The following is a 20,286-nucleotide window of genomic DNA, read 5'->3' as shown; positions in this document are numbered from 1 at the left end:
ACCAATAGCAAACTTACTTTGTCAAAGGGTGTGTGTGATGGGTGGTTTCTATAAATGCAATATAGAGCAACAAAACATGCTCCTTGAAGGGGTGTTATTTATTTCCTTATGTTACAATGCGGCGCTTATAAAAAGATATTAGGGAGTCTTTTTGACTCCGAGGCATAAGGATCGATTGTATCTATGGGTGAATTAGCCAAAGAAATTATTCCCGTCAGTATCGAAAATGAACTTAAGGGATCTTACCTAGATTACGCAATGAGCGTTATTGTAGGCCGAGCATTACCTGATGTACGAGACGGGTTAAAGCCTGTTCACCGTCGCGTTCTATTTGCGATGAATGAACTTAAAAATGATTGGAATAAACCGTACAAAAAATCGGCGCGTATCGTCGGTGATGTAATCGGTAAATATCACCCACATGGTGATTCTGCTGTATACGATACGATTGTTCGTATGGCGCAGCCTTTCTCAATGCGTTACACCTTGGTTGATGGTCAGGGTAACTTCGGTTCTGTCGATGGTGATAGTGCTGCGGCAATGCGTTATACCGAAATCCGTATGGCGAAAATTTCTCATCATCTTTTGATGGATTTAGAGAAAGAAACTGTCGACTTCGTGCCTAACTATGATGGCACGGAATTTATGCCAGAAGTATTGCCAGCGCGTGTGCCTGGACTGTTAGTAAACGGTTCGGCGGGTATTGCGGTAGGTATGGCAACTAATATCCCACCTCATAATCTTGGTGAGATTATCGATGGTTGTTTGGCGGTTATTGATAACGCTGATATTACTATTGATGAGCTTATCGATCATATACCGGGGCCAGACTTCCCAACTGGGGCGTTTATTAATGGTCGCGCAGGTATTATTGAAGCTTACAAAACTGGTCGCGGTCGTATTTACATGCGCGCTCGTCACCATTTTGAAGACATGGAAAAAGGCAATCGCCAATCCATCGTTTTTACTGAAATTCCTTATCAGTTAAACAAAGCGAAAGTGATTGAAAAAATCGCTGAGCTAGTTAAAGAGAAAAAACTGGAAGGTATCAGTGAGCTTCGTGATGAATCTGACAAAGACGGTATGCGTATCGTTATAGAGTTGCGTCGCGGTGAAAACCCTGATGTTGTTGTGAATAACATCTTCACGCAAACTCAATTGCAGTCAGTGTTTGGTATTAATATGGTGGCCTTGGTTGATGGTCGTCCTCAGTTACTTAATATCAAACAAATTCTTGAATGCTTTGTTAAACACCGTCGCGAAGTCGTTACTCGTCGTACTATTTACGAACTTCGTAAAGCGCGCGAACGTGGTCACATTCTTGAAGGCTTGGCTGTTTCCCTAGCGAACATTGATCGCGTAATTGAGCTAATCCGTACATCGCCAACGTCTGCAGAAGCAAAAGAGAAAATTGTTAGCGAGTCTTGGGAGCCAGGTAATGTGGTTGCCATGCTTGAGCGCGCTGGTGCGGATGCTTGTCGTCCTGACGATCTTGAAGCTGGATACGGCTTTGTTGATGGTGCATATCATTTGTCACCAGATCAAGCTCAAGCAATTTTGGACTTGCGTCTACATCGTTTAACAGGCTTGGAGCACGATAAATTACTGGGCGAATATAAGTCTCTGATTGAGCTTATTGGTGAGTTGTTGAACATTTTGTCTAACCCAGATCGTTTAATGGAAGTTATTCGTGAAGAGCTAGAAGAGGTTCGAGATACTTTTGGTGATGCTCGTCGTACTGAAATCTTAACTTCTCGTCAAGATTTGACTATTGCTGATTTGATCGATGAAGCGCCAATGGTGGTGACGATTTCGAATACAGGTTATGCGAAATCTCAGCCATTAGTTGAGTATCAAGCTCAGCGTCGTGGTGGTCGTGGTAAATCTTCTGCGAGCATGAAAGACGAAGATCACATTGAGCACCTATTGGTTACTAGTAGCCATGACACCATCATGCTATTTAGTAATTTTGGTAAAGTTTACTGGTTGCGTGTGTTTGAAATTCCAGTAGCTAGTCGAAGTGCGAAAGGTCGTCCTATTGTTAACTTGTTGCCGTTGAGAGAAGGCGAATCTATCTCCGCGCTATTACCTTTGCCGGTTGTTGAGGCGGTTGAAGCTGATTCGGAAGCGGATGATGAGGTTGCCGATGACGCTATCGTTGAGGCAAGCAGCTATATCTTTATGGCGACGGCAAACGGAACAGTTAAGAAAACAGCGATGCAGCATTTTGCTCGCCCTCGTTCAACTGGTTTGATTGCACTTAGCTTGGATGAAACAGATGAGCTGGTTGGTGTGTCTGTTACCAATGGTGAAAACGATATTATGTTGGTTTCATCTTCGGGCAAAACAATCCGCTTTAAAGAGTCTGATGTTCGTGCAATGGGACGTACTGCGGCAGGTGTTCGTGGTATTCGCTTGAATGAAGGCGCTAAGGTTGTTTCGCTTATCGTTCCTCAGGATGGCTCTGCTGTATTGATGGCTTGTGAAAATGGTTATGGTAAACGTACTTTAGTAGAAGACTTCCCAGTGTATGGTCGTGGTGGTCAAGGTGTTATCGGTATTCAAGTTTCTGAGCGTAACGGCCCTGTTGTTGGTGCTGCTCAGGTAGATGAAACGGATGAGATTATTTTGATTACCGATCAAGGTACCTTGGTTCGTACTCGTGTGACAGAAGTGTCATGTCAGGGGCGAAATACTCAAGGTGTTACTTTGATTCGTTTGACCAATGATGAGCATTTGGTTGGTATTGAACGTGTTGTTGAAGATGATGAAGAAGATATTGAGATCGATGAGGCAGGTGATGTCGTTGTTGATCAGGCGCCAAGTGATGGTGACGAATCTCCAGATATCCTTGATACTGACGCGGAATAGAAAATAAAGCGACGCACCTAGGTGCGTCGCTTTTGTTGTAGATCGTTCTTGTAAAGTAGTTCCTGAAAATACTAGAGGTAAATAAGCAGGATGAGCCGAGTATATAATTTTTGTTCTGGTCCAGCAGCGCTTCCAGAGGCGGTTTTGAAAAAAGCGCAGGCTGAAATGCTAGATTGGCATGGTGCTGGCGTTTCTGTAATGGAAATGAGTCACCGTAGTTCTGAGTTTATGTCCATTCTTGCATCTGCTAAGGCGCGTTTGTCGCGTTTGATGAATATTAGCGATGACTATGAAATTCTTTTTGTTCAAGGTGGAGCGTCTACTTTATTTGCTCAAATTCCGGCGAACTTGGTGAATGGTTTTGATTCTGCTTGCTTTTTAGATACAGGTGCTTGGTCTTCAAAAGCAATTAAAGAGGCCAAAAGATATACTAAAGTAAATGTGGTGGGATCTTCAAAAGAGCAGAACTACAGTACGGTTCCTGATTTTTCTACTCTAGAGTTGGATGAAAGTGCAGCATATTTGCATCTTTGTCCAAATGAAACTATTGGCGGTCTAGAGTTTTCTGGCTTGCCTGAAACGAATTTGCCTATCGTTGCAGATTTGTCTTCAACGATTTTGTCTCGCAAAATTGATGTGAGCAAATACGGTTTGATTTACGCTGGGGCGCAGAAGAATGTTGGTCCAGCGGGTGTGGTTATCTGTATTATTCGTAAGGATTTATTGGCGCGCAGCAGTGATGAGTTGCCATCAATTTGGAATTTTGCGAATTTAGCGGCAAATGACTCGATGATTAATACGCCGCCAACTTTTGCAATTTACTTGGCTGATTTAGTGTTTGAGTGGTTGGAGGAGCAGGGTGGTGTTGAGGCTATTGAGGCAATCAATATTCGTAAAGCACAGGCTTTATACGACTTCATCGACGCTAGCGATTTTTATTCAAACCCTGTTGATCCTGCTTATAGATCTCGCATGAACGTGCCATTTATTTTGGCGGATGAATCACTTGAATCCCTCTTTTTGCAGGAATCTGAAGCGGCTGGTCTGCGCACTTTAGCTGGCCATCGTTCTGTTGGTGGTATGCGAGCAAGTATATATAACGCCATGCCTATGGAAGGAATTGAAGCTTTAATTGATTTTATGCGTGGCTTTGAAAAACGTCACGGATAATACTTTTTAAAGACAGTAACCTCTACGGATAATAATTAGCATGTCAAATTCTAAACAAGCAGTGCCAGATACGCTGCCTTTATTGCGTGATCGTATTGATTCGATTGATTCGCAAATTCAAATGCTCATTAATGAGCGTGCATCCTGCGCTCAAAAAGTGGCTGAAGTTAAGCTTGCTGAGCAAGGTGGGGAAGCCGTTGTCTTTTATCGCCCTGAACGTGAGGCTCAGGTTCTGCGTAGGGTTATGGAGCGCAATGAAGGGCCTTTGGGGAATGAGGAAATGGCGAAGATATTTCGTCAGGTTATGTCTTCATGTCTCGCGCTTGAGAAGCCGATGCGCATTGCGTTTTTAGGGCCAGAGGGCACTTTTACGCAACAGGCAGCGTTAAAGCACTTTGGTAAATCTATTATTAGTGCACCTATGGCGGCTATTGATGAGGTTTTTCGTGAAGTTGAGTCTGGTGCTGCGAATTATGGTGTTGTGCCAGTTGAGAATTCGACCGAAGGTGTTGTTAATCATACCTTAGATAGCTTTCGGGATTCGCGTTTGAAAATTTGCGGAGAAGTGGAAGAACGAATTCACCATCATTTATTGGTGAGTCCGAATATCAACTCTGAAGATGTCACTCATATCTATTCTCATCAACAGTCTTTAGCACAATGTCGTGCTTGGTTGGATCGTTATTGGCCGCATGTAGAGCGTGTTGCTGTAAGCTCCAACGCTGAAGCGGCTCGTCTTGCGGCTGAAGCGGGTCGCAGTGGTCGTGCTATTGCTGCGATTGCGGGTGAGGTAGCTTGTGAGCTATACGGTTTATTGAAAGTATCTTCTAATATTGAAGATCGTCCTGATAATACTACGCGTTTTTTGATTGTTGGTAATCAGGATGTTCCACCAAGTGGTAAAGATAAAACATCGCTGCTAATTAGTGCGAAAAATGAGCCGGGTGCTCTGTATCGATTGCTTGAGGCTTTTGAGCGCCATGGGGTTGATATGACGCGTCTGGAAACTCGTCCTTCTTTAATGAGTCGTTGGGGTTATATATTTTATATTGATTTCGTCGGTCATTATCAAGATGAAGATTGTCGTGCCGTAATCGATGAATTACGTGAACGTGCTTCGGAAGTGAAGGTGTTGGGTTCCTATCCTGTGGCTGTGCTTTAGTAATTAATAAGAGTGTTGTGCTTTGACTGGTGAAAATGATTTTCAAGCGTCTGTTGATATGACGTCCCAAGAAAAAAAGAAATTTGGCAATGTAATGATCATCGGTCTTGGCATGATAGGTGGCTCATTCGCGAAAGCGCTGAAAGAGCGTGGCTTAGCAACGCTATATGCGGTTGATCGGCGAGAAGGTGAGTTGGCTCTAGGTGTTTCAACGGGTGTTATAGATCATCCTGCAGAGATGTCGGCGGATTTTATCTCTAAGATGGATGTCATTGTTCTCGCTACTCCGGTAAGGGCGATGGAGTCTGTCTTGTCTGATCTTAAGCCTTTTTTGTCTGAGCATACGTTAGTGACTGATGTGGGTTCAACGAAAGGTAGTGTGGTTGAGGCGGTTCGTCGCGTTTTCGGATATGTTCCGGCTAATTTTATTCCGGGTCATCCTATTGCTGGTGCGGAAAAAAGCGGTGTGCTGGCATCTAACCCTCTGCTTTTTGAAAAACATATGGCCATAGTGACGCCATTGGCTGACAGTAATCCTGTGTTGTTGGATCGTCTTCATCGCCTTTGGCGTGCAGTTGGGGCGGATGTTGTGAGCATGGATGTTGATCATCATGACCATGTATTGGCTTCCTCAAGTCATTTGCCGCATTTGCTTGCTTACACCTTGGTTGATGCGCTTGCTAATGGTGAGCGTAGTCAAGATATATTCAAGTTTGCTGCGGGTGGTTTTCGTGATTTCACTCGAATAGCATCCAGTGATCCTGTGATGTGGCGAGATGTCTTTTTAGCAAATAAAGAGGCTACTTTAGCCACCTTGGATCATTTTACTGATCGTCTTGCTGATATGCGCGCCGCCATAGACCAAGGTGACGGCACTAGCATGTTTGGTGTTTTTACTCGAGCCAAGTCTGCGCGAGATCATTTTCTTCGATTACTAGAGCAGCGTACAATTGGTGCTGTGAAAGAAGTTCGTCCCGTATCTGTTTCTGTTTTGCCGGCTTCTGCCATTAAAGGTGATATTTCTTTGTTAGGTGACAAATCTTTGTCACATAAAGCGATTACTATAGCGGCGCTTTCAGAGGGTGTGAGTGAGATAAAGAACATTGATCTGACTGGGGATGTGCGCATCACCATGCAGGCTTTTAGGGATATGGGGGTGGTGATTGAAGAGGTATCTGCTGACCATTTGCGGGTTCATGGTGTTGGTCTTCGCGGTTTAAAAGCGCCCATTGCACCAATTAACGTGCATCAGTCTAGGGAAAGTTTATATTTGCTGTTGCCTGTTTTGGCTGGGCAGTCATTTTCTGTGTCTGTCGTTGCTGAAGGTAAGTTGCTCAATCAATCAATGGGTGATTTATTTTCTTTGGTGCGCAAAATGGGCGGCCGTGTTGTTTCTGAAATGGCGGATTGTCTGCCGGTGAATCTTTTTCCTGGTAAGTCTTCGAATATATCTGTGGATTTGAAAGCTGGATCTGAGCGCTTACGCATGTCAGCGTTTTTGGCTGCGCTGTATTCGCCCGCTGAGAGTTTTGTTAAACCGTTGTTATTAGGTGTCTCTCACTGTGAAGTGTTATTGCGTCAATTTGGTGTGACTATATTGGATCAGGCTGGTGGTTTTAGGCTTGTTTCGGCTCCTTTGGTTGGTACGGATATTGTATTGTCTGGCGATGAGTATGAGGCGGCTTGGCTCGTGTTGTTATCGAGCTTGCTGCCTGGTTCGGAGTTGCTCATTGAAAACGCTGGTTTAGATTCGGTGTCTTTTGCATTTTTTTCGTTTTTAAAATCGATTGGTGCGGACGTGTCTATTCCTAAGCAGAGTGTTACTGGGTTGTGCGAAGGTAAGGTGCAGGTAGGGTTTGCTGAGTTACAGTCGTTCACTCTATTACCAGAGCAGAGTTATCAGTTTAGAAATGAGTTGCCTTTGTTGTGTGTCGCAGCTGCTTACGCAAAAGGCGAAAGTCGTATTCAAGGAGTTGGTTCTCTGCCTTATTACTATGAGGATAGAGTGTTGGCTTTTGTGGATGCGCTTGCGCATATGAAAATTGCCTGTGTTTATGAAAATGGTGATTTGCTTATTGATGGCGGGCTTCCTCAGGGTGGTGAGTTGGATTGTGCTGGTGATGATAAGTTAGCGCTTGCCATGTTGGCGCTGGGGGCACGAAGTAAATCGATAACCAAGGTGAATGATTGTCAAAAATTATTAGAAGAATTTAACGAGTTGGAGAGTGTCGCGATGCAATTAGGTTTTCATTGCTCGGTGGCGCAATAGTTTTTTAAGAGGAATAGTTATGATCAACCAAGGCCCAGTTATTACGATTGATGGTCCAAGTGGTGCAGGTAAAGGCACCGTAAGTCAGTTAATCGCAGAAAAGCTGGGATGGCACATACTTGATAGTGGTGCCTTATATCGACTGCTTGCACTTGCTGTATCGCATCACGGTATGTCTTCTGATGATGTTGAGACGTTAAAAATCTTAGCAGAGCATTTGGATATACAGTTTGAGCAGTCAGAAGAAGGTAAAGTTGAAATTATTCTAGAAGGTGAAATTGTTACTCAAGCTATTCGAACAGAAGAGGTTGGTAATAGTGCATCTAAATTAGCGTCTATTCCAGAAGTTCGAGAAGGTTTGTTACTTCGTCAGCGTGCTTTTTCACAAGCGCCGGGTTTGGTGGCGGATGGTCGTGATATGGGGACGGTGGTTTTTCCTTCAGCCCAGATCAAAGTATTTTTAACCGCGTCGGCAGAAGAGCGTGCGCAACGTCGTTTGCAGCAATTGCAGCAAAAAGGCGAAGCTGTTAATCTAGATGAACTTGTTAAAACGATTAAAGAGCGAGATGAGCGAGATGCAAATAGAGCGATTGCTCCTCTTGTGCCTGCAGCAGGCGCTTTAGTTATAGATAGCACGGATTTGACGATAGAGCAGGTTGTCGAGATGATTTTTGCCGAAACAGCAAAAGCAGGTCTCGTATAATCTGTTCTTTTTTGCGTCTACTTTTTTGCATGTAGAATGTGCTAGAATAGATCAAATGTTATTCAAGTCGATAAAGGTGCCAGCAAGCCTTTATCGCATCATCCAAAAAAATTGACCCACATTTGCTGGCAATGTGGATATGGCCTAGTTCTTTTATGGGCCGACTATATAGGAAATACAATGACTCAAAGCTTCGCAGAACTGTTTGAAGAAAGCCTATTAACCGTCGAAATGGCGCCAGGCTCAATTGTTACTGGTATTGTTGTTGATATTGACAGCGAATGGGTAACTGTTCATGCAGGTCTTAAATCTGAAGGCGTAATTCCTCGTTCTCAGTTCCTAACGGATAGTGGTGAGTTCAACTTAAACATCGGTGACGAAGTTAAAGTTGCTCTTGATGCTGTTGAAGATGGTTTCGGTGAGACTAAACTGTCTCGCGAAAAAGCTAAACGTGCAGAAACTTGGTCTGTTCTTGAAAAAGCTTACGAAGAAAACGCCATTGTTCACGGTGTTATCAATGGTAAAGTCAAAGGTGGCTTCACTGTTGATATCGCAAATATCCGTGCTTTCTTGCCTGGTTCTTTGGTAGATGTTCGCCCAATCCGCGATACATCTCATTTGGAAGGTGTGGATCTAGAGTTCAAACTTATCAAGCTTGATCAAAAACGTAACAACGTTGTTGTTTCTCGTCGTGCCGTTATGGAAGCGACTAACAGCGCTGAACGCGAAACATTGCTTGCTTCTCTTGAAGAGGGTCAAGAAGTTAAAGGTATCGTTAAGAACCTTACTGACTACGGTGCTTTCGTTGATCTTGGTGGTGTTGATGGTCTTCTACACATCACTGACATGGCTTGGAAACGCATTAAGCACCCAAGCGAAATTATTGCTGTTGGCGATGAAATCGACGTTAAAGTTCTTAAGTTTGACCGCGAGCGTAACCGTGTGTCTCTAGGTCTTAAGCAGTTGGGTGAAGATCCATGGGTTGCTATCAAAGCTCGTTACCCAGAAAACACTAAAGTAACTGCTAAAGTTACTAACTTGACTGATTACGGTTGCTTCGCTGAACTTGAAGAAGGCGTAGAAGGTCTAGTACACGTTTCTGAAATGGATTGGACTAACAAAAACATTCACCCATCTAAAGTTGTTCAGATTGGTGATGAAGTTGAAGTTATGGTTCTTGATATTGATGAAGAGCGTCGTCGTATTTCTTTGGGTATCAAGCAGTGCACAATGAACCCATGGGAAGAATTTGCTACTTCTTTCAATAAAGGCGACAAAATCTCTGGCGCAATCAAGTCTATCACTGACTTTGGTGTGTTCATTGGTCTTGACGGCGGTATCGACGGTCTTGTTCACCTATCTGACCTATCTTGGGACGAAACTGGTGAAGATGCAGTACGTCAATACAAGAAAGGCGATATGCTAGAAACAGTTGTATTGTCTATCGATGCTGAGCGTGAGCGTATTTCTCTAGGTGTTAAACAACTAGAAGAAGATCCGTTCCTAGCTTTCGTTGCTGAAAATGACAAAGGCACTATCGTTAACGGTACTGTCTCTGAAGTTGATGCGAAAGGTGCTGTAGTTGTTCTTGCTGAAGGCGTTGAAGCTACTTTGAAAGTATCTGAAATCAGCCGCGAGCGTATCGAAGATGCAACAACTGCATTGAAAGAGGGCGATAAAGTAGAAGCTGCGATCATTAACGTTGATCGTAAAGCACGTACTATCACTCTATCTATCAAGCAGAAAGATGCTACTGAAGAGAAAGCAGCGTTGAAATCTCATTCCGAGAAGCAACAAGCAGAAACTAATGGTCCAACCACTATCGGTGATTTGATCAAAGCACAGCTAGAGAACCAAAACTAAGTTTTGATTTCTAGTTGTTATAAAAAGCGGACTTAGGTCCGCTTTTTTTTACTTATTTTTTTGAATTTATTGACAGGAAAACTATACACAGAACATGTGGATAACCATGGGTATAGACTTGGTGTATGTTTTTTAGCGTAAGGAGCTAAGCAGTTTTTCGGTGTCTTCCTCGTTCCAATTATCTTTTTCTAATAGCTCTTTGAGTGCTTTACTTTGCTGTGCGTTGTGGAGGTTTTTTTGGAATTTAGCGTAATGGAAGTCTTTTATTAGGCGCTCGTCGTGTTCTGAACGATAAAGTGTCCGATTTTGAGTGTTTTCTGTTCGCTCTTGGTTGAGCGAGTCGATTTTTTTATAAGTGTTTAAAAACTGTTTTTTATTCATCTCCTGCTCTCTTGTTCCTCTTCTATGCGAAGTATTTCAAAATGGTCGTTTCTTGCGCACCACTTTATATTGATGTCCCAAAGCTTGATGCCGTGCTCTCTATCAACTTGTCCTGATAAGTAGGGTGGTCGAGGATCCTGTTCCACAATTTGTTTAATTAAAGTCGTTATTTCTCTTTTGTGCAAATTTTGATATCTATCACATTGTGCTTTTGCAAGTTCTGAAAATAGTACGGGCTTTATTTGCATCTGTGCTGGTGTTGGGGCGAAGCCTCCTTTTGCATCTGCAATGCTGTCGGCATAAGGTAAGTAAGGCTTTATGTCGAGAACTGGTGTGCCATCGAGTAAATCTGCACCATGTAAATCAATGAAGGTTTTTTTGTCTTCTTGATAGATGCGCCCAATTTTTACAACTGATAGGCCTATAGGATTCGGTCTATGTGTGGCTCTTGTGGCAAAGACGCCCATTTTGGCTTTTCCACCTAGGCGCGGAGGGCGTATTTTTGCTTTCCAGTTTTCCGTCATGCAGGCGTGAAAAACAAACTGGATCCATATATGAGTAAAACCATCTAACCCTTCCAGTATATCTAATCTGCTGTAAGGAGGTATTAGTTCTAACCGTGCCGTTGCTTCTGTTACTAGCCCAGGTTGTCGCGGTATGCCAAATTTTTCCTTGTAACAAGAATGTACTATGCCAATGGTGTTAAGGGTAAAAGAATTGAGGGGCGGCAATGGAAGATCCTTTCGTGAAAATCTGCACTAAATGAATAAAAATATTGTGATAGTATACTGTCTTGATGAAATAGATCGCGACTTATTTGACGATCTACTGTTTGTTCTTTTTACTTTTATTAGAGATTAAAAATGTCTTTAGAATCTTATATGAATCGAATTGGTCAGCAAGCTAGAGCGGCTTCTCGTCTTCTTGCCAAAGCATCCACAAAGCAAAAAAATATGGCCCTGTTTGCTATGGCAGACGCTTTGGAAAATGCTCGACCTCGATTGATAGAGGAAAATGCGAAAGACATGGAGAATGGCCGTGCTAAAGGTCTTGATTCGGCTTTGCTAGATCGACTATTGCTAAATGATGCTCGTATTGATGGCATGATTGAAGGCTTAAAGCAGGTGGCGTCACTGCCTGATCCTATTGGTGAGATATCAAATATGGTGTATTTGCCATCTGGAATTCAGCGTGGGCAAATGCGCGTACCGCTTGGTGTGGTTGGTATTATCTATGAGTCTCGCCCAAATGTGACGATTGATGCCGCAAGTTTATGTTTGAAGTCTGGTAACGCAACTATTTTACGTGGTGGCTCAGAAGCGTTTCATTCTAATCAGGTGATTGCAGAGGCCATATCGGCTGGTCTTAAGTCTGTAAATTTACCTGAAGAAGCGGTTCAGGTGTTAAATACGACAGACCGTGAAGCGGTTGGTAAATTGATAACCATGCCTGAGTACGTAGATGTGATCGTTCCGCGTGGTGGTAGGGGCTTGATTCAGCGCATTAGTGAAGACGCTCGAGTTCCTGTGATTAAGCACCTTGACGGTAACTGCCATGTTTACATTGATGATGAAGTGGATTTAGTTAAAGCCTTCAATATTGCTCTGAATGCAAAAACACGTCGTTATGGTGTGTGCAATGCTATGGAGTCCTTGTTGGTCCATAAAGCAATTGCTCGCGATGTTCTTCCTAAATTGATTTTTGCATTTTTAGAGAAGGGTGTTGAGTTGGTGGGATGCGAGGCAACTCAGGCTATGTCGGCTTCAATTGGTTCTGCTAGTGAAGAGGATTGGTATACCGAATACCACGCTCCTAAGTTATCTATCAAAATTGTCTCAGATATGGATGAGGCGATTGCACACATCAATAAATATGGCTCTCATCATACGGACGCAATTGTTTCACAGAACTATTCAAAAACACGAGCGTTTATGACGGAAGTGGATTCCTCATCGGTTATGGTGAATGCATCGACGTCTTTTGCTGATGGCTTTGAATATGGTTTTGGAGCTGAAATTGGTATATCTACCGATAAAATTCATGCTCGTGGCCCGGTCGGATTGTTGGGTTTAACTAGCCAGAAATATATCGTTCTTGGTGATGGTCATACTCGTGACAACTAGAGTTAACGATAATGTAAAGACTTCTGGGTTGGCTATTATGGGTGGGACATTTGATCCTGTTCATAATGGCCACTTAAGAACAGCGGTTGAGATTTTAGATCGCTACCATTACTCTGCTTTGAAGTTAATACCCTGTTTTCAGCCTGTGCATAAAGATCGACCAAGTGTCTTGCCTCAGCAACGACTCGAAATGGCTAGGCTTGCAGTATCTGGTGATGCTCGATTAAGTGTTGATTCTCGTGAGATTGATAGAGAAGGTCCAAGTTATAGTATCGATACATTACGAGATCTTCGGGACGAAATAGGCCCAGATGAATCACTCATTATGGTGCTAGGAATGGACAGCTTTTTATCCCTTCCAACTTGGCATAATTGGCAGCAGATAATCCAGTACGCTCACTTGTTGGTGGTGTCGCGCCCCGGTTGGGAGCCTGACTTGATCTCTGAGTTGAGCGGTTTTTGCGAAAACTATCGTGCCGCATCGTCGCATGAGTTACAATGCGCGCCCTCAGGGCGGGTCTGGTTCGAGACTCTTACTCCTTTGGGGATATCCTCTAGCATGATTAGGGCGCTAGCTCGTAAAAACGAGTCTATTGCTTATTTGTTGCCAGAGCCAGTCCAAAAATATATAGAACAACATCAATTATATCGATAGGGTAACGTAATTATATGAGTCAGCTTAACCTCACAGCAGATCAAATTTTGGCTTTTGCTGTTGAAGCATTGGAAGATGTGAAAGGTGATAAGATCACAGTATTGAATGTAGGAAATCATACAGACATGATGGATTACATGGTGATCTGTACCGGTACTTCAAAGCGTCATGTTAATGCTTTGGGTCAAAATGTATTTGAACATTTAAAAGGTCAAGGTCTTCAGCCATTGGGTTCAGAAGGTCGTGGTATGGGTAGCGATTGGGTGTTGGTTGATTTACATGATGTTGTTGTGCATGTAATGACAGAAGAAGCTCGAGCTTTTTATGATCTTGAGAAGCTGTGGGACATTAAGCCAGAACAACTGTAAGGCTCTTTTAAATGCGTGTTCGTTTGATTGCTGTTGGTAATAAAATGCCAAAGTGGGTGACTGAGGGTTACGATGAGTATGCTAAACGCTTGCCGAAAGATTTTGCATTAGAACTTGTCGAAATTCCAATGTCTCCTCGTGGAAAAAATACTGACATACCAAAAGCTATTCGTAAGGAAGGAGATAGTATGCTCGAAGCTATACCTTCTGGGGATAAAGTAATTGCAATGGAAGTTCTTGGTAAAGAGTGGTCTACCGATCAGTTGGCAGATCAGACCGAGCAGTGGCGAATGGATGGCTATAATGTGAGCTTGTTGGTGGGAGGTCCTGATGGTCTTGATCCAAGGTGTACCGCTCGCGCGGATCAAACTTGGTCTTTATCTCGTCTGACATTACCGCATCCTATGGTGAGAGTTATCTTGGCTGAACAAATCTATCGCGCTTGGACTCTCATGAACAATCATCCGTATCATAGATAGGGCGATGTTGTGAGTCGTCGACATCAAAATTTCCGTAACTATCGACAAGAGCAACGGCTGACGCAGCAGCGTGTACTTGCCGCTGTCGTATTTGTCTTGCTAATGGCTATCGTATTGATGGCTCGATTATTCTATCTTCAAGTGATAGAGCATGATCTGTATCAAACCAAGGCGAATGACAACCGAGTGATGTTGGTTACAGAACCGCCGCCTAGAGGTTTGATATACGATCGTAACGGATTGGTGTTGGCTGATAATCGTCCTATTCACAGTTTAACTGTGATACCTGAACGGGTAGAAAGTTTTCCGAAGTTAAAGCAAATGCTTTCCGGCATTATCGATATTAGTGATGATGAGTGGGAAGATTTTGATGAAAGACGAAAAGAGTATCGTCGTCCTTATCAGTCTCTTACTTTAAAATCCCAATTAACAGATGAAGAGTGGGCTAAGGTTTCTGTTGATCTTTATAAGCTCGACGGTGTCCAGGTTGAAGCACAGTTAACGCGCTATTATCCATATGGAGAAGCTTTTGCTCATGCTGTTGGTTACGTGGGGCGAATTACCACGAAAGATTTAGAAACAGTCGACAAGTTAGCTTATCAGGGCGCCTTGTTTATAGGTAAAACAGGGGTAGAGGGGTTTTACGAAAAAACACTTTTTGGTGAGGCTGGTCTCAGTAAAGTAGAAGTGAATGCTCGTGGTCGGATCATGTCCGAGCTAGAGCGACAGAATCCAACTCCCGGTAAAGATCTGCATCTCTATTTAGATGCCAGACTTCAGCAATATGCCTATGACCTTCTGGGTGATTACACAGGTTCAGTTGTCGCCATAGATCCAACGACAGGCGGGATACTTGCGCTAGTGTCTAAGCCAGGATATGACCCCAATCTTTTTGTACGTGGCATTTCGGTCAATGATTACGCCACACTACGTCAATCTAAAAAACTTCCTCTATTTAATCGCGCTTTACGCGGTGGCTATCCACCTGCGTCAACTATTAAACCTTTCATGGGGCTGGCTGGGCTTGAATATGGTTTTTCATCATGGACCGAGCGCTATTTTGCCAAAGGTTACTATCAAATCAATCCAAATGGTCGTCGTTATCGAGATTGGAAACGCACAGGGCACGGTTGGATTAATTTAGAACGCTCTATTATTGAATCCGTTGATACTTATTACTATCAGTTGGCCAATAAAATGGGGATTACTCCGATTCATAATTTTCTGACACGTTTTGGTTTTGGTCAAACAAACTTACTTGATTTGAATGGTGAAAGTGGCGGTTTGCTACCTTCTAATGAATGGAAAAAAGCTAAGTACAAAGAGCCTTGGTACCCAGGGGATTCAGTGAACGTTGGTATCGGGCAAGGTTTTATGGTTGCTACGCCAGTGCAAATTGCCTCTGCGACTTCTGCATTGGCAAGTAAAGGTCATTATTTTTATCCTCGTATGACTCAGCTTGTGGGGGATGAGCCTGCCGAGTTTGCAGATGGACTGGGTGATGAGCATGACATTGTCTTAAAAGATCAACGTAATTGGGATCGGATGATTGATGCAATGCGTAAGGTTGTAACCGATCCACATGGTACTGCAAGACGTCTTCAGGGAACGGATTACGAGATTGCAGGCAAAACAGGTACAGGCCAAGTATTTAGTTTGCAGGAAGATCAAGAGTACGATGCTGATGCCCTTGAAAAGCGTTTACACGATCATGCGTTATTTATCGGTTTTGCTCCCGCTAGAAACCCTAAAATTTCGGTGTTCGCTATTTTTGAAAACGGCGGTAGTAGTTCTAAGCCTGCTGATTTAACGAAAGCATTATTTGATGCTTATTTGCACGATGATTATCCTGCGCGTTACGATTATTTAAAGGGTGATAAAAATGACTGATAGCTTTTATCGTAGAGCCCTGTCTTTTACCAATGCTCGCTTATGGCAGCTGGTTCACATTGACGTTTTGCTGATGGGGTCTTTGTTGCTGCTTATCGGTGGCGGGCTTTTTATTCTGTACTCAGCCTCTGGGCAAGATGTGGCAATGGTTGAGCGGCAGGTATTTCGATTGGTAATAGGTTTGTTGATTTGTGTGGCGTTGGCTCAGCTGCCTCCGAAATATATGCGACGTGCTTCTCCTGCGTTATTCATCTTTATTACTGTGCTATTGGTTGGTGTGTTGTTATTTGGTGTTGGGGCGAAGGGCGCGCAGCGTTGGTTGGCTTTGCCTGGAGGGTTGCGTTTTCAGCCTTCAGAGATAATGAAAATTGTCATGCCGATGATGATTGCTTGGTATTTCTCTGATCGGCAGCTACCTCCAAATTTTAAACAGATATTGGCCGTTCTTGGTCTAATAGTATTGCCTGTATTGATGATAGCTAAACAGCCTGATTTAGGTACGGCTTTATTGGTTGCTGTGTCTGGTATTTTTGTTCTTTTTCTTGCGGGTCTTGGCTGGCGTTATATATTGGGTGCGGCTGCACTGGCACCTATTGCAGGTTATGCATTGTGGCAGTTTATGCATGATTATCAGCGTCAGCGAGTATTGACCTTTTTGAATCCCGAGAGTGATCCGCTTGGATCTGGTTGGAATATCATTCAGTCCAAAACCGCGATTGGCTCAGGTGGTCTCTATGGTAAAGGTTTTTTACAGGGGACACAGGCCCAGCTAGATTTCCTTCCGGAAAGTCACACGGATTTTATTATCGCCGTCCTTGCTGAAGAGTTTGGTATGTTGGGCTGTGGTGTTTTGATTTTGGCCTATTTACTGGTTATCGCTCGGGGTTTGTATATTGCGGCATACGCGGAAGATAACTATGCGCGATTATTAGCGGGTAGTTTAACGCTTACCTTTTTTGTGTACATGTTTGTAAATATTGGGATGGTGTCAGGCATTCTTCCTGTGGTTGGGGTACCCTTACCACTCGTCAGTTATGGTGGTACTTCTATTATTACTATCATGGCGACATTTGGAATTTTAATGTCAATACAAACACATAAAAGAGCAAGATGATGATTAAGCAAGCTACATTGTTATTTCTAGCGCTTGGTCTAACTGCGTGTAGTAGTATGGATCATTCTACATTGCCTTCAAATTCGGGAGTCAGTGACTCTCTTCTTGAAGATATGCCCAAAGAATGGGCGGATTCTTATGCGGGCAATCCCGAAGTTCAATTGTTTATTAACCGGCTGGTTAAAGAACATGCCTATGATAAAGAACGCCTCGAATTGGCGTTTTCTCATATAAAAGTGCGCCCTAAAGTGATTGAAAAATCTGATAATCAGCCCGAAGTGGTGACACCTTACTATGAGTATAAAACTCGCTTTGTGAACGAAGAAAGGGCAAAGCTCGGCAGAGAGTTTGCAGCACGTAATGCAAAATGGCTGCGTAAAGCAGAGCGGGAATTTGGTGTTGAGCCTAATGTTATTGTTGCTCTGATCGGTGTTGAAACTTATTACGGGCGCATTACTGGATCGAAAGACGTTTTTACCTCTCTTACGACGTTGGCGTTTGATTACCCAAGACGAAAAGATTACTTTCAAAGCGAGTTAGAAGCGTATTTATTGCTTGCTCGTAAAGAAGGCTGGAACATTGGCGACACAAAAGGGTCTTACAGTGGGGCGATGGGGATGGTGCAGTTTATGCCCAGTAACTATCAGAAACTGGCAATAGATTATGACAAAAATGGGCATATTGATTTATGGGGATCCGAGGCTGATGCCATTGGCAGTGTAGCTAATTACCTTAAACATCATGGTTGGCAGTCTCGACAACCTTGGTTTGTGATGGCTTATGTTGCAGAGCCAGATAAAGTGACAGATTTTATTAATCGTGGTAGAGCACCGAGTGCTGATATGACTGAGTGGTCGGCGCTAAATGTACTTCCTACACAGCCTTTTATTCCTCAAAAAACGGGGTTGATTGGTTTGCGTACTGGGCCAGAAGAAGTGTCTTATTGGCTTGCATATGAGAACTTCTTCACGATTATGGATTACAACCCTAGTAGACGATATGCCATGTCTGTATTGGAGCTCGCTGAGAGTATAGGGACCTATGAAAGTAATTAACATGCTGTTTGTTGCTGGCATTAGTTTGCTGGTATTGAATGGATGTATGAGTACGCGTCATGTTTTAGGTAAAGATGACGCAGATTATGAAAAAGCATCAGGTGGAGGGCGTTATTCAATTTTACAGGATCATGCTCCTACCGGTGATATAAAGGTTGATCATCTTCCCGACCTGGTTCCGAAATGGGAGCAAAAAAGTCGTGGTGGTAATAAAAGCCCCTATGAAGTGTGGGGGAAAAAATATTGGGTAATGGATTCTGCTCAAGGTTATGTGGCAGAAGGGACAGCGTCGTGGTATGGCAAAAAGTTTCATGGGCATAAGACCTCAAATGGGGAAACATATGACATGTATGCTTTCTCTGCTGCCCATAAATCGCTGCCTTTGCCAACCTACCTAAAGGTTACGAATCTTGATAATCAGCGCTCTGTCATTGTGAGAGTGAATGACCGGGGGCCGTTTCATGGGGATCGTTTGATTGACCTTTCTTATGCTGCTGCAGCTCGACTTGATTATCACAAAAAGGGATTGGCCCGTGTGCGGATAGAAGCGATTACTCCGGCACGAGGACAGACTTATAGTCCATCAAAACCCGTTGTTAGGGAAGTGGTTACTCCGCCGGAAGCCTTGCCAATTAAGGCTCCAGCCGCTTCTCCTGGTAAGGTGGAGGGCTCATCTCCTGAGCTGAGTTTTTCACATCTGCAGATGGGGGCGTTTAGCTCAGAAGAGTCTGCTGAAAAGCTTAAACAGCGCCTTTTTGAAGCGTTTGATACAAGTGTTAATGTCGTAATTAATAAGCAGGAGGATGGTTTGTTTAAGGTTCTAGTTGGGCCTTTTAATGATGCTAACGAGTTAGCGCAATGGCAGCAAAAATTACAGCAAGAAGGTTTTGGTAATCCTGTTAGAGTTGCCTTGGTACCTTAGATGCAGTGTGTTTGGGCTAGAGATTCGTAAGGGCCTCTAGTATCATTTGTTAACATTTTTTTAAGAAGACGATATTTTTGAGTATGAAAAAACTCCTAGTTACTTTATCCCTTGTGATTTGCTTTGTTAGTGGCTCTGTTTTTGCCGCTCCTTCATTAATCCCAACACCGCCACAATTATCTGCGAGTAGTTACATTCTTATGGATGCATATACTGGCGATATATTGGTTGAACATAATGCTGATCAGGCTTTACCGCCTGCCAGTCTGACAAAATTAATGACGGCTTATATCATTGAATACGAGTTAGCTCGTGGTAATTTATCATTGGATGATATGGTTAATGTGAGTGAGAAAGCATGGCGAATGGAAGGTTCGCGCATGTTCATTCGAGAAGGAACACAAGTTAAGCTAGAAGACTTAATGCGCGGTATTATTATTCAATCTGGTAATGATGCAAGTGTTGCCGCCGCAGAGCATATTGCTGGCAGTGAGTCTGCTTTTGCTGATTTGATGAATCAACATGCTCAACTTCTTGGTATGAAAAATTCGCATTTTGTGAATGCGACTGGTTTTCCAGCAGAAGATCATTATTCTAGCGCCCATGATATAGCGAAATTGGCGCGTGCGACTATTATGCAGTTCCCAGATAATTACAGTATGTATTCTGAGAAAGAGTTTACCTACAACGACATTCGTCAACCTAACCGTAACCGTTTGTTATGGAGAGATAAAACTGTTGACGGTTTGAAAACGGGCCACACAGAAGCCGCTGGGTTTTGTTTGGCTGCATCAGCAGTTCGTAACGGAACACGCCTGATCACTGTTGTTATGGGGACAAAATCAGATAATGCTCGTGCGGTTGAATCTCAAAAACTATTAGATTTTGGTTTTAGATATTATGAAACTCGTAAACTATATAGTCGTGGTCAAGTCGTTAATAATGCTCGTGTTTGGGGCGGTAGTCAGCCAAACGTAAAAGTTGGGTTCGCAGATGATGTTCTGGTAACTATGCCGCGTCAGCAAGGCGAGTCTATTCCTGCTACATTGGACATGAATAAAGAAATCACGGCTCCAATTGCTGTTGGCGATGTGTTGGGTAAAATCATTGTCGGTTCTGAAGGTAATGTTTTGCTAGAACGCCCAGTTGTTGCATTAGAAGCGGTAGAAGAGGGTGGTTTCTTCAAGCGAATGTTTGATAAAATTAAACTCTTCTTTATGAATTTATTTTAAGCCCTATATAGGCGAATGGTAGATTAGAT

Annotated in this window: 17 protein-coding genes; 15 read left to right on the top strand and 2 right to left on the bottom strand. The window is 43.2% G+C overall.

The features are described 5' to 3' along the window. Window positions 1–183: 183 nt before the first annotated feature. The 6 genes from gyrA to rpsA all read left to right on the top strand — a co-directional run bounded on the left by gyrA (window position 184) and on the right by rpsA (window position 10,038). Window positions 184–2,871 (top strand): DNA gyrase subunit A, encoded by a 2,688-nt coding sequence (gene gyrA, locus KPL72_RS14235; RefSeq protein WP_212915784.1) that lies wholly within the window; start codon window positions 184–186, stop codon window positions 2,869–2,871. Between the two features lie 90 nt (window positions 2,872–2,961). Further along, window positions 2,962–4,041: a 3-phosphoserine/phosphohydroxythreonine transaminase gene (gene serC, locus KPL72_RS14230; protein ID WP_212915783.1), complete on the top strand. Its 1,080-nt coding sequence runs from the start codon at window positions 2,962–2,964 to the stop codon at window positions 4,039–4,041. Between the two features lie 40 nt (window positions 4,042–4,081). After that, window positions 4,082–5,203, top strand: a complete 1,122-nt coding sequence (pheA, locus tag KPL72_RS14225) for a prephenate dehydratase (protein WP_212915782.1) — start codon at window positions 4,082–4,084, stop codon at window positions 5,201–5,203. Between the two features lie 22 nt (window positions 5,204–5,225). Then, entirely contained in the window at window positions 5,226–7,472 is a 2,247-nt protein-coding gene (locus KPL72_RS14220; protein ID WP_212915781.1) for a bifunctional prephenate dehydrogenase/3-phosphoshikimate 1-carboxyvinyltransferase, read from the top strand. A gap of 19 nt (window positions 7,473–7,491) precedes the next feature. Then, complete coding sequence (cmk, locus tag KPL72_RS14215; protein WP_212915780.1) at window positions 7,492–8,175, top strand: (d)CMP kinase; 684 nt, start codon at window positions 7,492–7,494, stop codon at window positions 8,173–8,175. 180 nt (window positions 8,176–8,355) lie between these two features. Further along, a complete protein-coding gene (gene rpsA / locus KPL72_RS14210; protein ID WP_113915815.1) occupies window positions 8,356–10,038 on the top strand; it encodes a 30S ribosomal protein S1 in 1,683 nt (560 codons plus the stop codon). A gap of 132 nt (window positions 10,039–10,170) precedes the next feature. Here rpsA and KPL72_RS14205 read toward each other — a convergent pair whose 3' ends face one another. Both KPL72_RS14205 and tsaA read right to left on the bottom strand, forming a co-directional pair. After that, on the bottom strand, window positions 10,171–10,419 hold the full coding sequence (locus KPL72_RS14205) for a hypothetical protein (protein WP_212915779.1): 249 nt from the start codon (window positions 10,417–10,419) through the stop codon (window positions 10,171–10,173). Then, the gene (gene tsaA / locus KPL72_RS14200) at window positions 10,416–11,150 is read right to left on the bottom strand and encodes a tRNA (N6-threonylcarbamoyladenosine(37)-N6)-methyltransferase TrmO (protein WP_219703353.1); all 735 of its coding nucleotides are present in this window, start codon (window positions 11,148–11,150) and stop codon (window positions 10,416–10,418) included. The genes KPL72_RS14205 and tsaA overlap by 4 nt, the downstream gene beginning before the upstream one ends. A gap of 132 nt (window positions 11,151–11,282) precedes the next feature. Here tsaA and KPL72_RS14195 point away from each other — a divergent pair, with 132 nt between their 5' ends. From KPL72_RS14195 to KPL72_RS14155, 9 genes are all read left to right on the top strand, one after another. Beyond that, window positions 11,283–12,542, top strand: coding sequence for a glutamate-5-semialdehyde dehydrogenase (locus tag KPL72_RS14195; RefSeq protein ID WP_219703352.1), 1,260 nt, complete (start codon window positions 11,283–11,285; stop codon window positions 12,540–12,542). Further along, a complete protein-coding gene (gene nadD, locus KPL72_RS14190) occupies window positions 12,532–13,197 on the top strand; it encodes a nicotinate-nucleotide adenylyltransferase (RefSeq protein WP_219703351.1) in 666 nt (221 codons plus the stop codon). The genes KPL72_RS14195 and nadD overlap by 11 nt, the downstream gene beginning before the upstream one ends. Before the next feature lie 14 nt (window positions 13,198–13,211). Then, window positions 13,212–13,565: a ribosome silencing factor gene (rsfS, locus tag KPL72_RS14185; protein ID WP_110571725.1), complete on the top strand. Its 354-nt coding sequence runs from the start codon at window positions 13,212–13,214 to the stop codon at window positions 13,563–13,565. Window positions 13,566–13,576: 11 nt separating this feature from the next. After that, window positions 13,577–14,044, top strand: a complete 468-nt coding sequence (rlmH, locus tag KPL72_RS14180; protein WP_012070537.1) for a 23S rRNA (pseudouridine(1915)-N(3))-methyltransferase RlmH — start codon at window positions 13,577–13,579, stop codon at window positions 14,042–14,044. Window positions 14,045–14,053: 9 nt separating this feature from the next. Beyond that, window positions 14,054–15,934 carry a penicillin-binding protein 2 gene (gene mrdA / locus KPL72_RS14175; RefSeq protein WP_212915775.1) on the top strand — a complete coding sequence of 627 codons (1,881 nt, stop codon included), beginning with the start codon at window positions 14,054–14,056 and terminating at the stop codon, window positions 15,932–15,934. Beyond that, a complete protein-coding gene (gene rodA, locus KPL72_RS14170; RefSeq protein ID WP_212915774.1) occupies window positions 15,927–17,048 on the top strand; it encodes a rod shape-determining protein RodA in 1,122 nt (373 codons plus the stop codon). The genes mrdA and rodA overlap by 8 nt, the downstream gene beginning before the upstream one ends. Then, window positions 17,048–18,103, top strand: coding sequence for a lytic murein transglycosylase B (gene mltB, locus KPL72_RS14165; protein ID WP_219703350.1), 1,056 nt, complete (start codon window positions 17,048–17,050; stop codon window positions 18,101–18,103). Before rodA ends, mltB begins: the two co-directional genes overlap by 1 nt. Continuing rightward, the gene (locus tag KPL72_RS14160; RefSeq protein ID WP_219703349.1) at window positions 18,090–19,025 is read left to right on the top strand and encodes a septal ring lytic transglycosylase RlpA family protein; all 936 of its coding nucleotides are present in this window, start codon (window positions 18,090–18,092) and stop codon (window positions 19,023–19,025) included. The genes mltB and KPL72_RS14160 overlap by 14 nt, the downstream gene beginning before the upstream one ends. 83 nt (window positions 19,026–19,108) lie before the next feature. Further along, window positions 19,109–20,257 (top strand): D-alanyl-D-alanine carboxypeptidase family protein, encoded by a 1,149-nt coding sequence (locus tag KPL72_RS14155; RefSeq protein WP_212915772.1) that lies wholly within the window; start codon window positions 19,109–19,111, stop codon window positions 20,255–20,257. The last annotated feature ends 29 nt before the right edge of the window (window positions 20,258–20,286 follow it).

This window comes from Marinomonas lutimaris (assembly GCF_019426345.1).
Taxonomy (GTDB): Bacteria; Pseudomonadota; Gammaproteobacteria; order Pseudomonadales; family Marinomonadaceae; genus Marinomonas; species Marinomonas lutimaris.
Note: the sequence above shows the minus strand (reverse complement) of the source record. Positions and strands in the feature narration are given on the sequence as shown.

What these genes read in the sequence shown, in the direction of transcription:
- pheA (WP_212915782.1), top strand. Translation starts at nt 4,082, where the DNA reads ATGTCAAATTCTAAACAAGCAGTGCCAGATACGCTGCCTTTATTGCGT.
- rpsA (WP_113915815.1), top strand. Translation starts at nt 8,356, where the DNA reads ATGACTCAAAGCTTCGCAGAACTGTTTGAAGAAAGCCTATTAACCGTC.
- rodA (WP_212915774.1), top strand. Translation starts at nt 15,927, where the DNA reads ATGACTGATAGCTTTTATCGTAGAGCCCTGTCTTTTACCAATGCTCGC.
- KPL72_RS14205 (WP_212915779.1), bottom strand. Translation starts at nt 10,419, where the DNA reads ATGAATAAAAAACAGTTTTTAAACACTTATAAAAAAATCGACTCGCTC.
- serC (WP_212915783.1), top strand. Translation starts at nt 2,962, where the DNA reads ATGAGCCGAGTATATAATTTTTGTTCTGGTCCAGCAGCGCTTCCAGAG.
- cmk (WP_212915780.1), top strand. Translation starts at nt 7,492, where the DNA reads ATGATCAACCAAGGCCCAGTTATTACGATTGATGGTCCAAGTGGTGCA.
- mltB (WP_219703350.1), top strand. Translation starts at nt 17,048, where the DNA reads ATGATTAAGCAAGCTACATTGTTATTTCTAGCGCTTGGTCTAACTGCG.
- gyrA (WP_212915784.1), top strand. Translation starts at nt 184, where the DNA reads ATGGGTGAATTAGCCAAAGAAATTATTCCCGTCAGTATCGAAAATGAA.
- KPL72_RS14195 (WP_219703352.1), top strand. Translation starts at nt 11,283, where the DNA reads ATGTCTTTAGAATCTTATATGAATCGAATTGGTCAGCAAGCTAGAGCG.
- rsfS (WP_110571725.1), top strand. Translation starts at nt 13,212, where the DNA reads ATGAGTCAGCTTAACCTCACAGCAGATCAAATTTTGGCTTTTGCTGTT.
- KPL72_RS14160 (WP_219703349.1), top strand. Translation starts at nt 18,090, where the DNA reads ATGAAAGTAATTAACATGCTGTTTGTTGCTGGCATTAGTTTGCTGGTA.
- KPL72_RS14155 (WP_212915772.1), top strand. Translation starts at nt 19,109, where the DNA reads ATGAAAAAACTCCTAGTTACTTTATCCCTTGTGATTTGCTTTGTTAGT.
- rlmH (WP_012070537.1), top strand. Translation starts at nt 13,577, where the DNA reads ATGCGTGTTCGTTTGATTGCTGTTGGTAATAAAATGCCAAAGTGGGTG.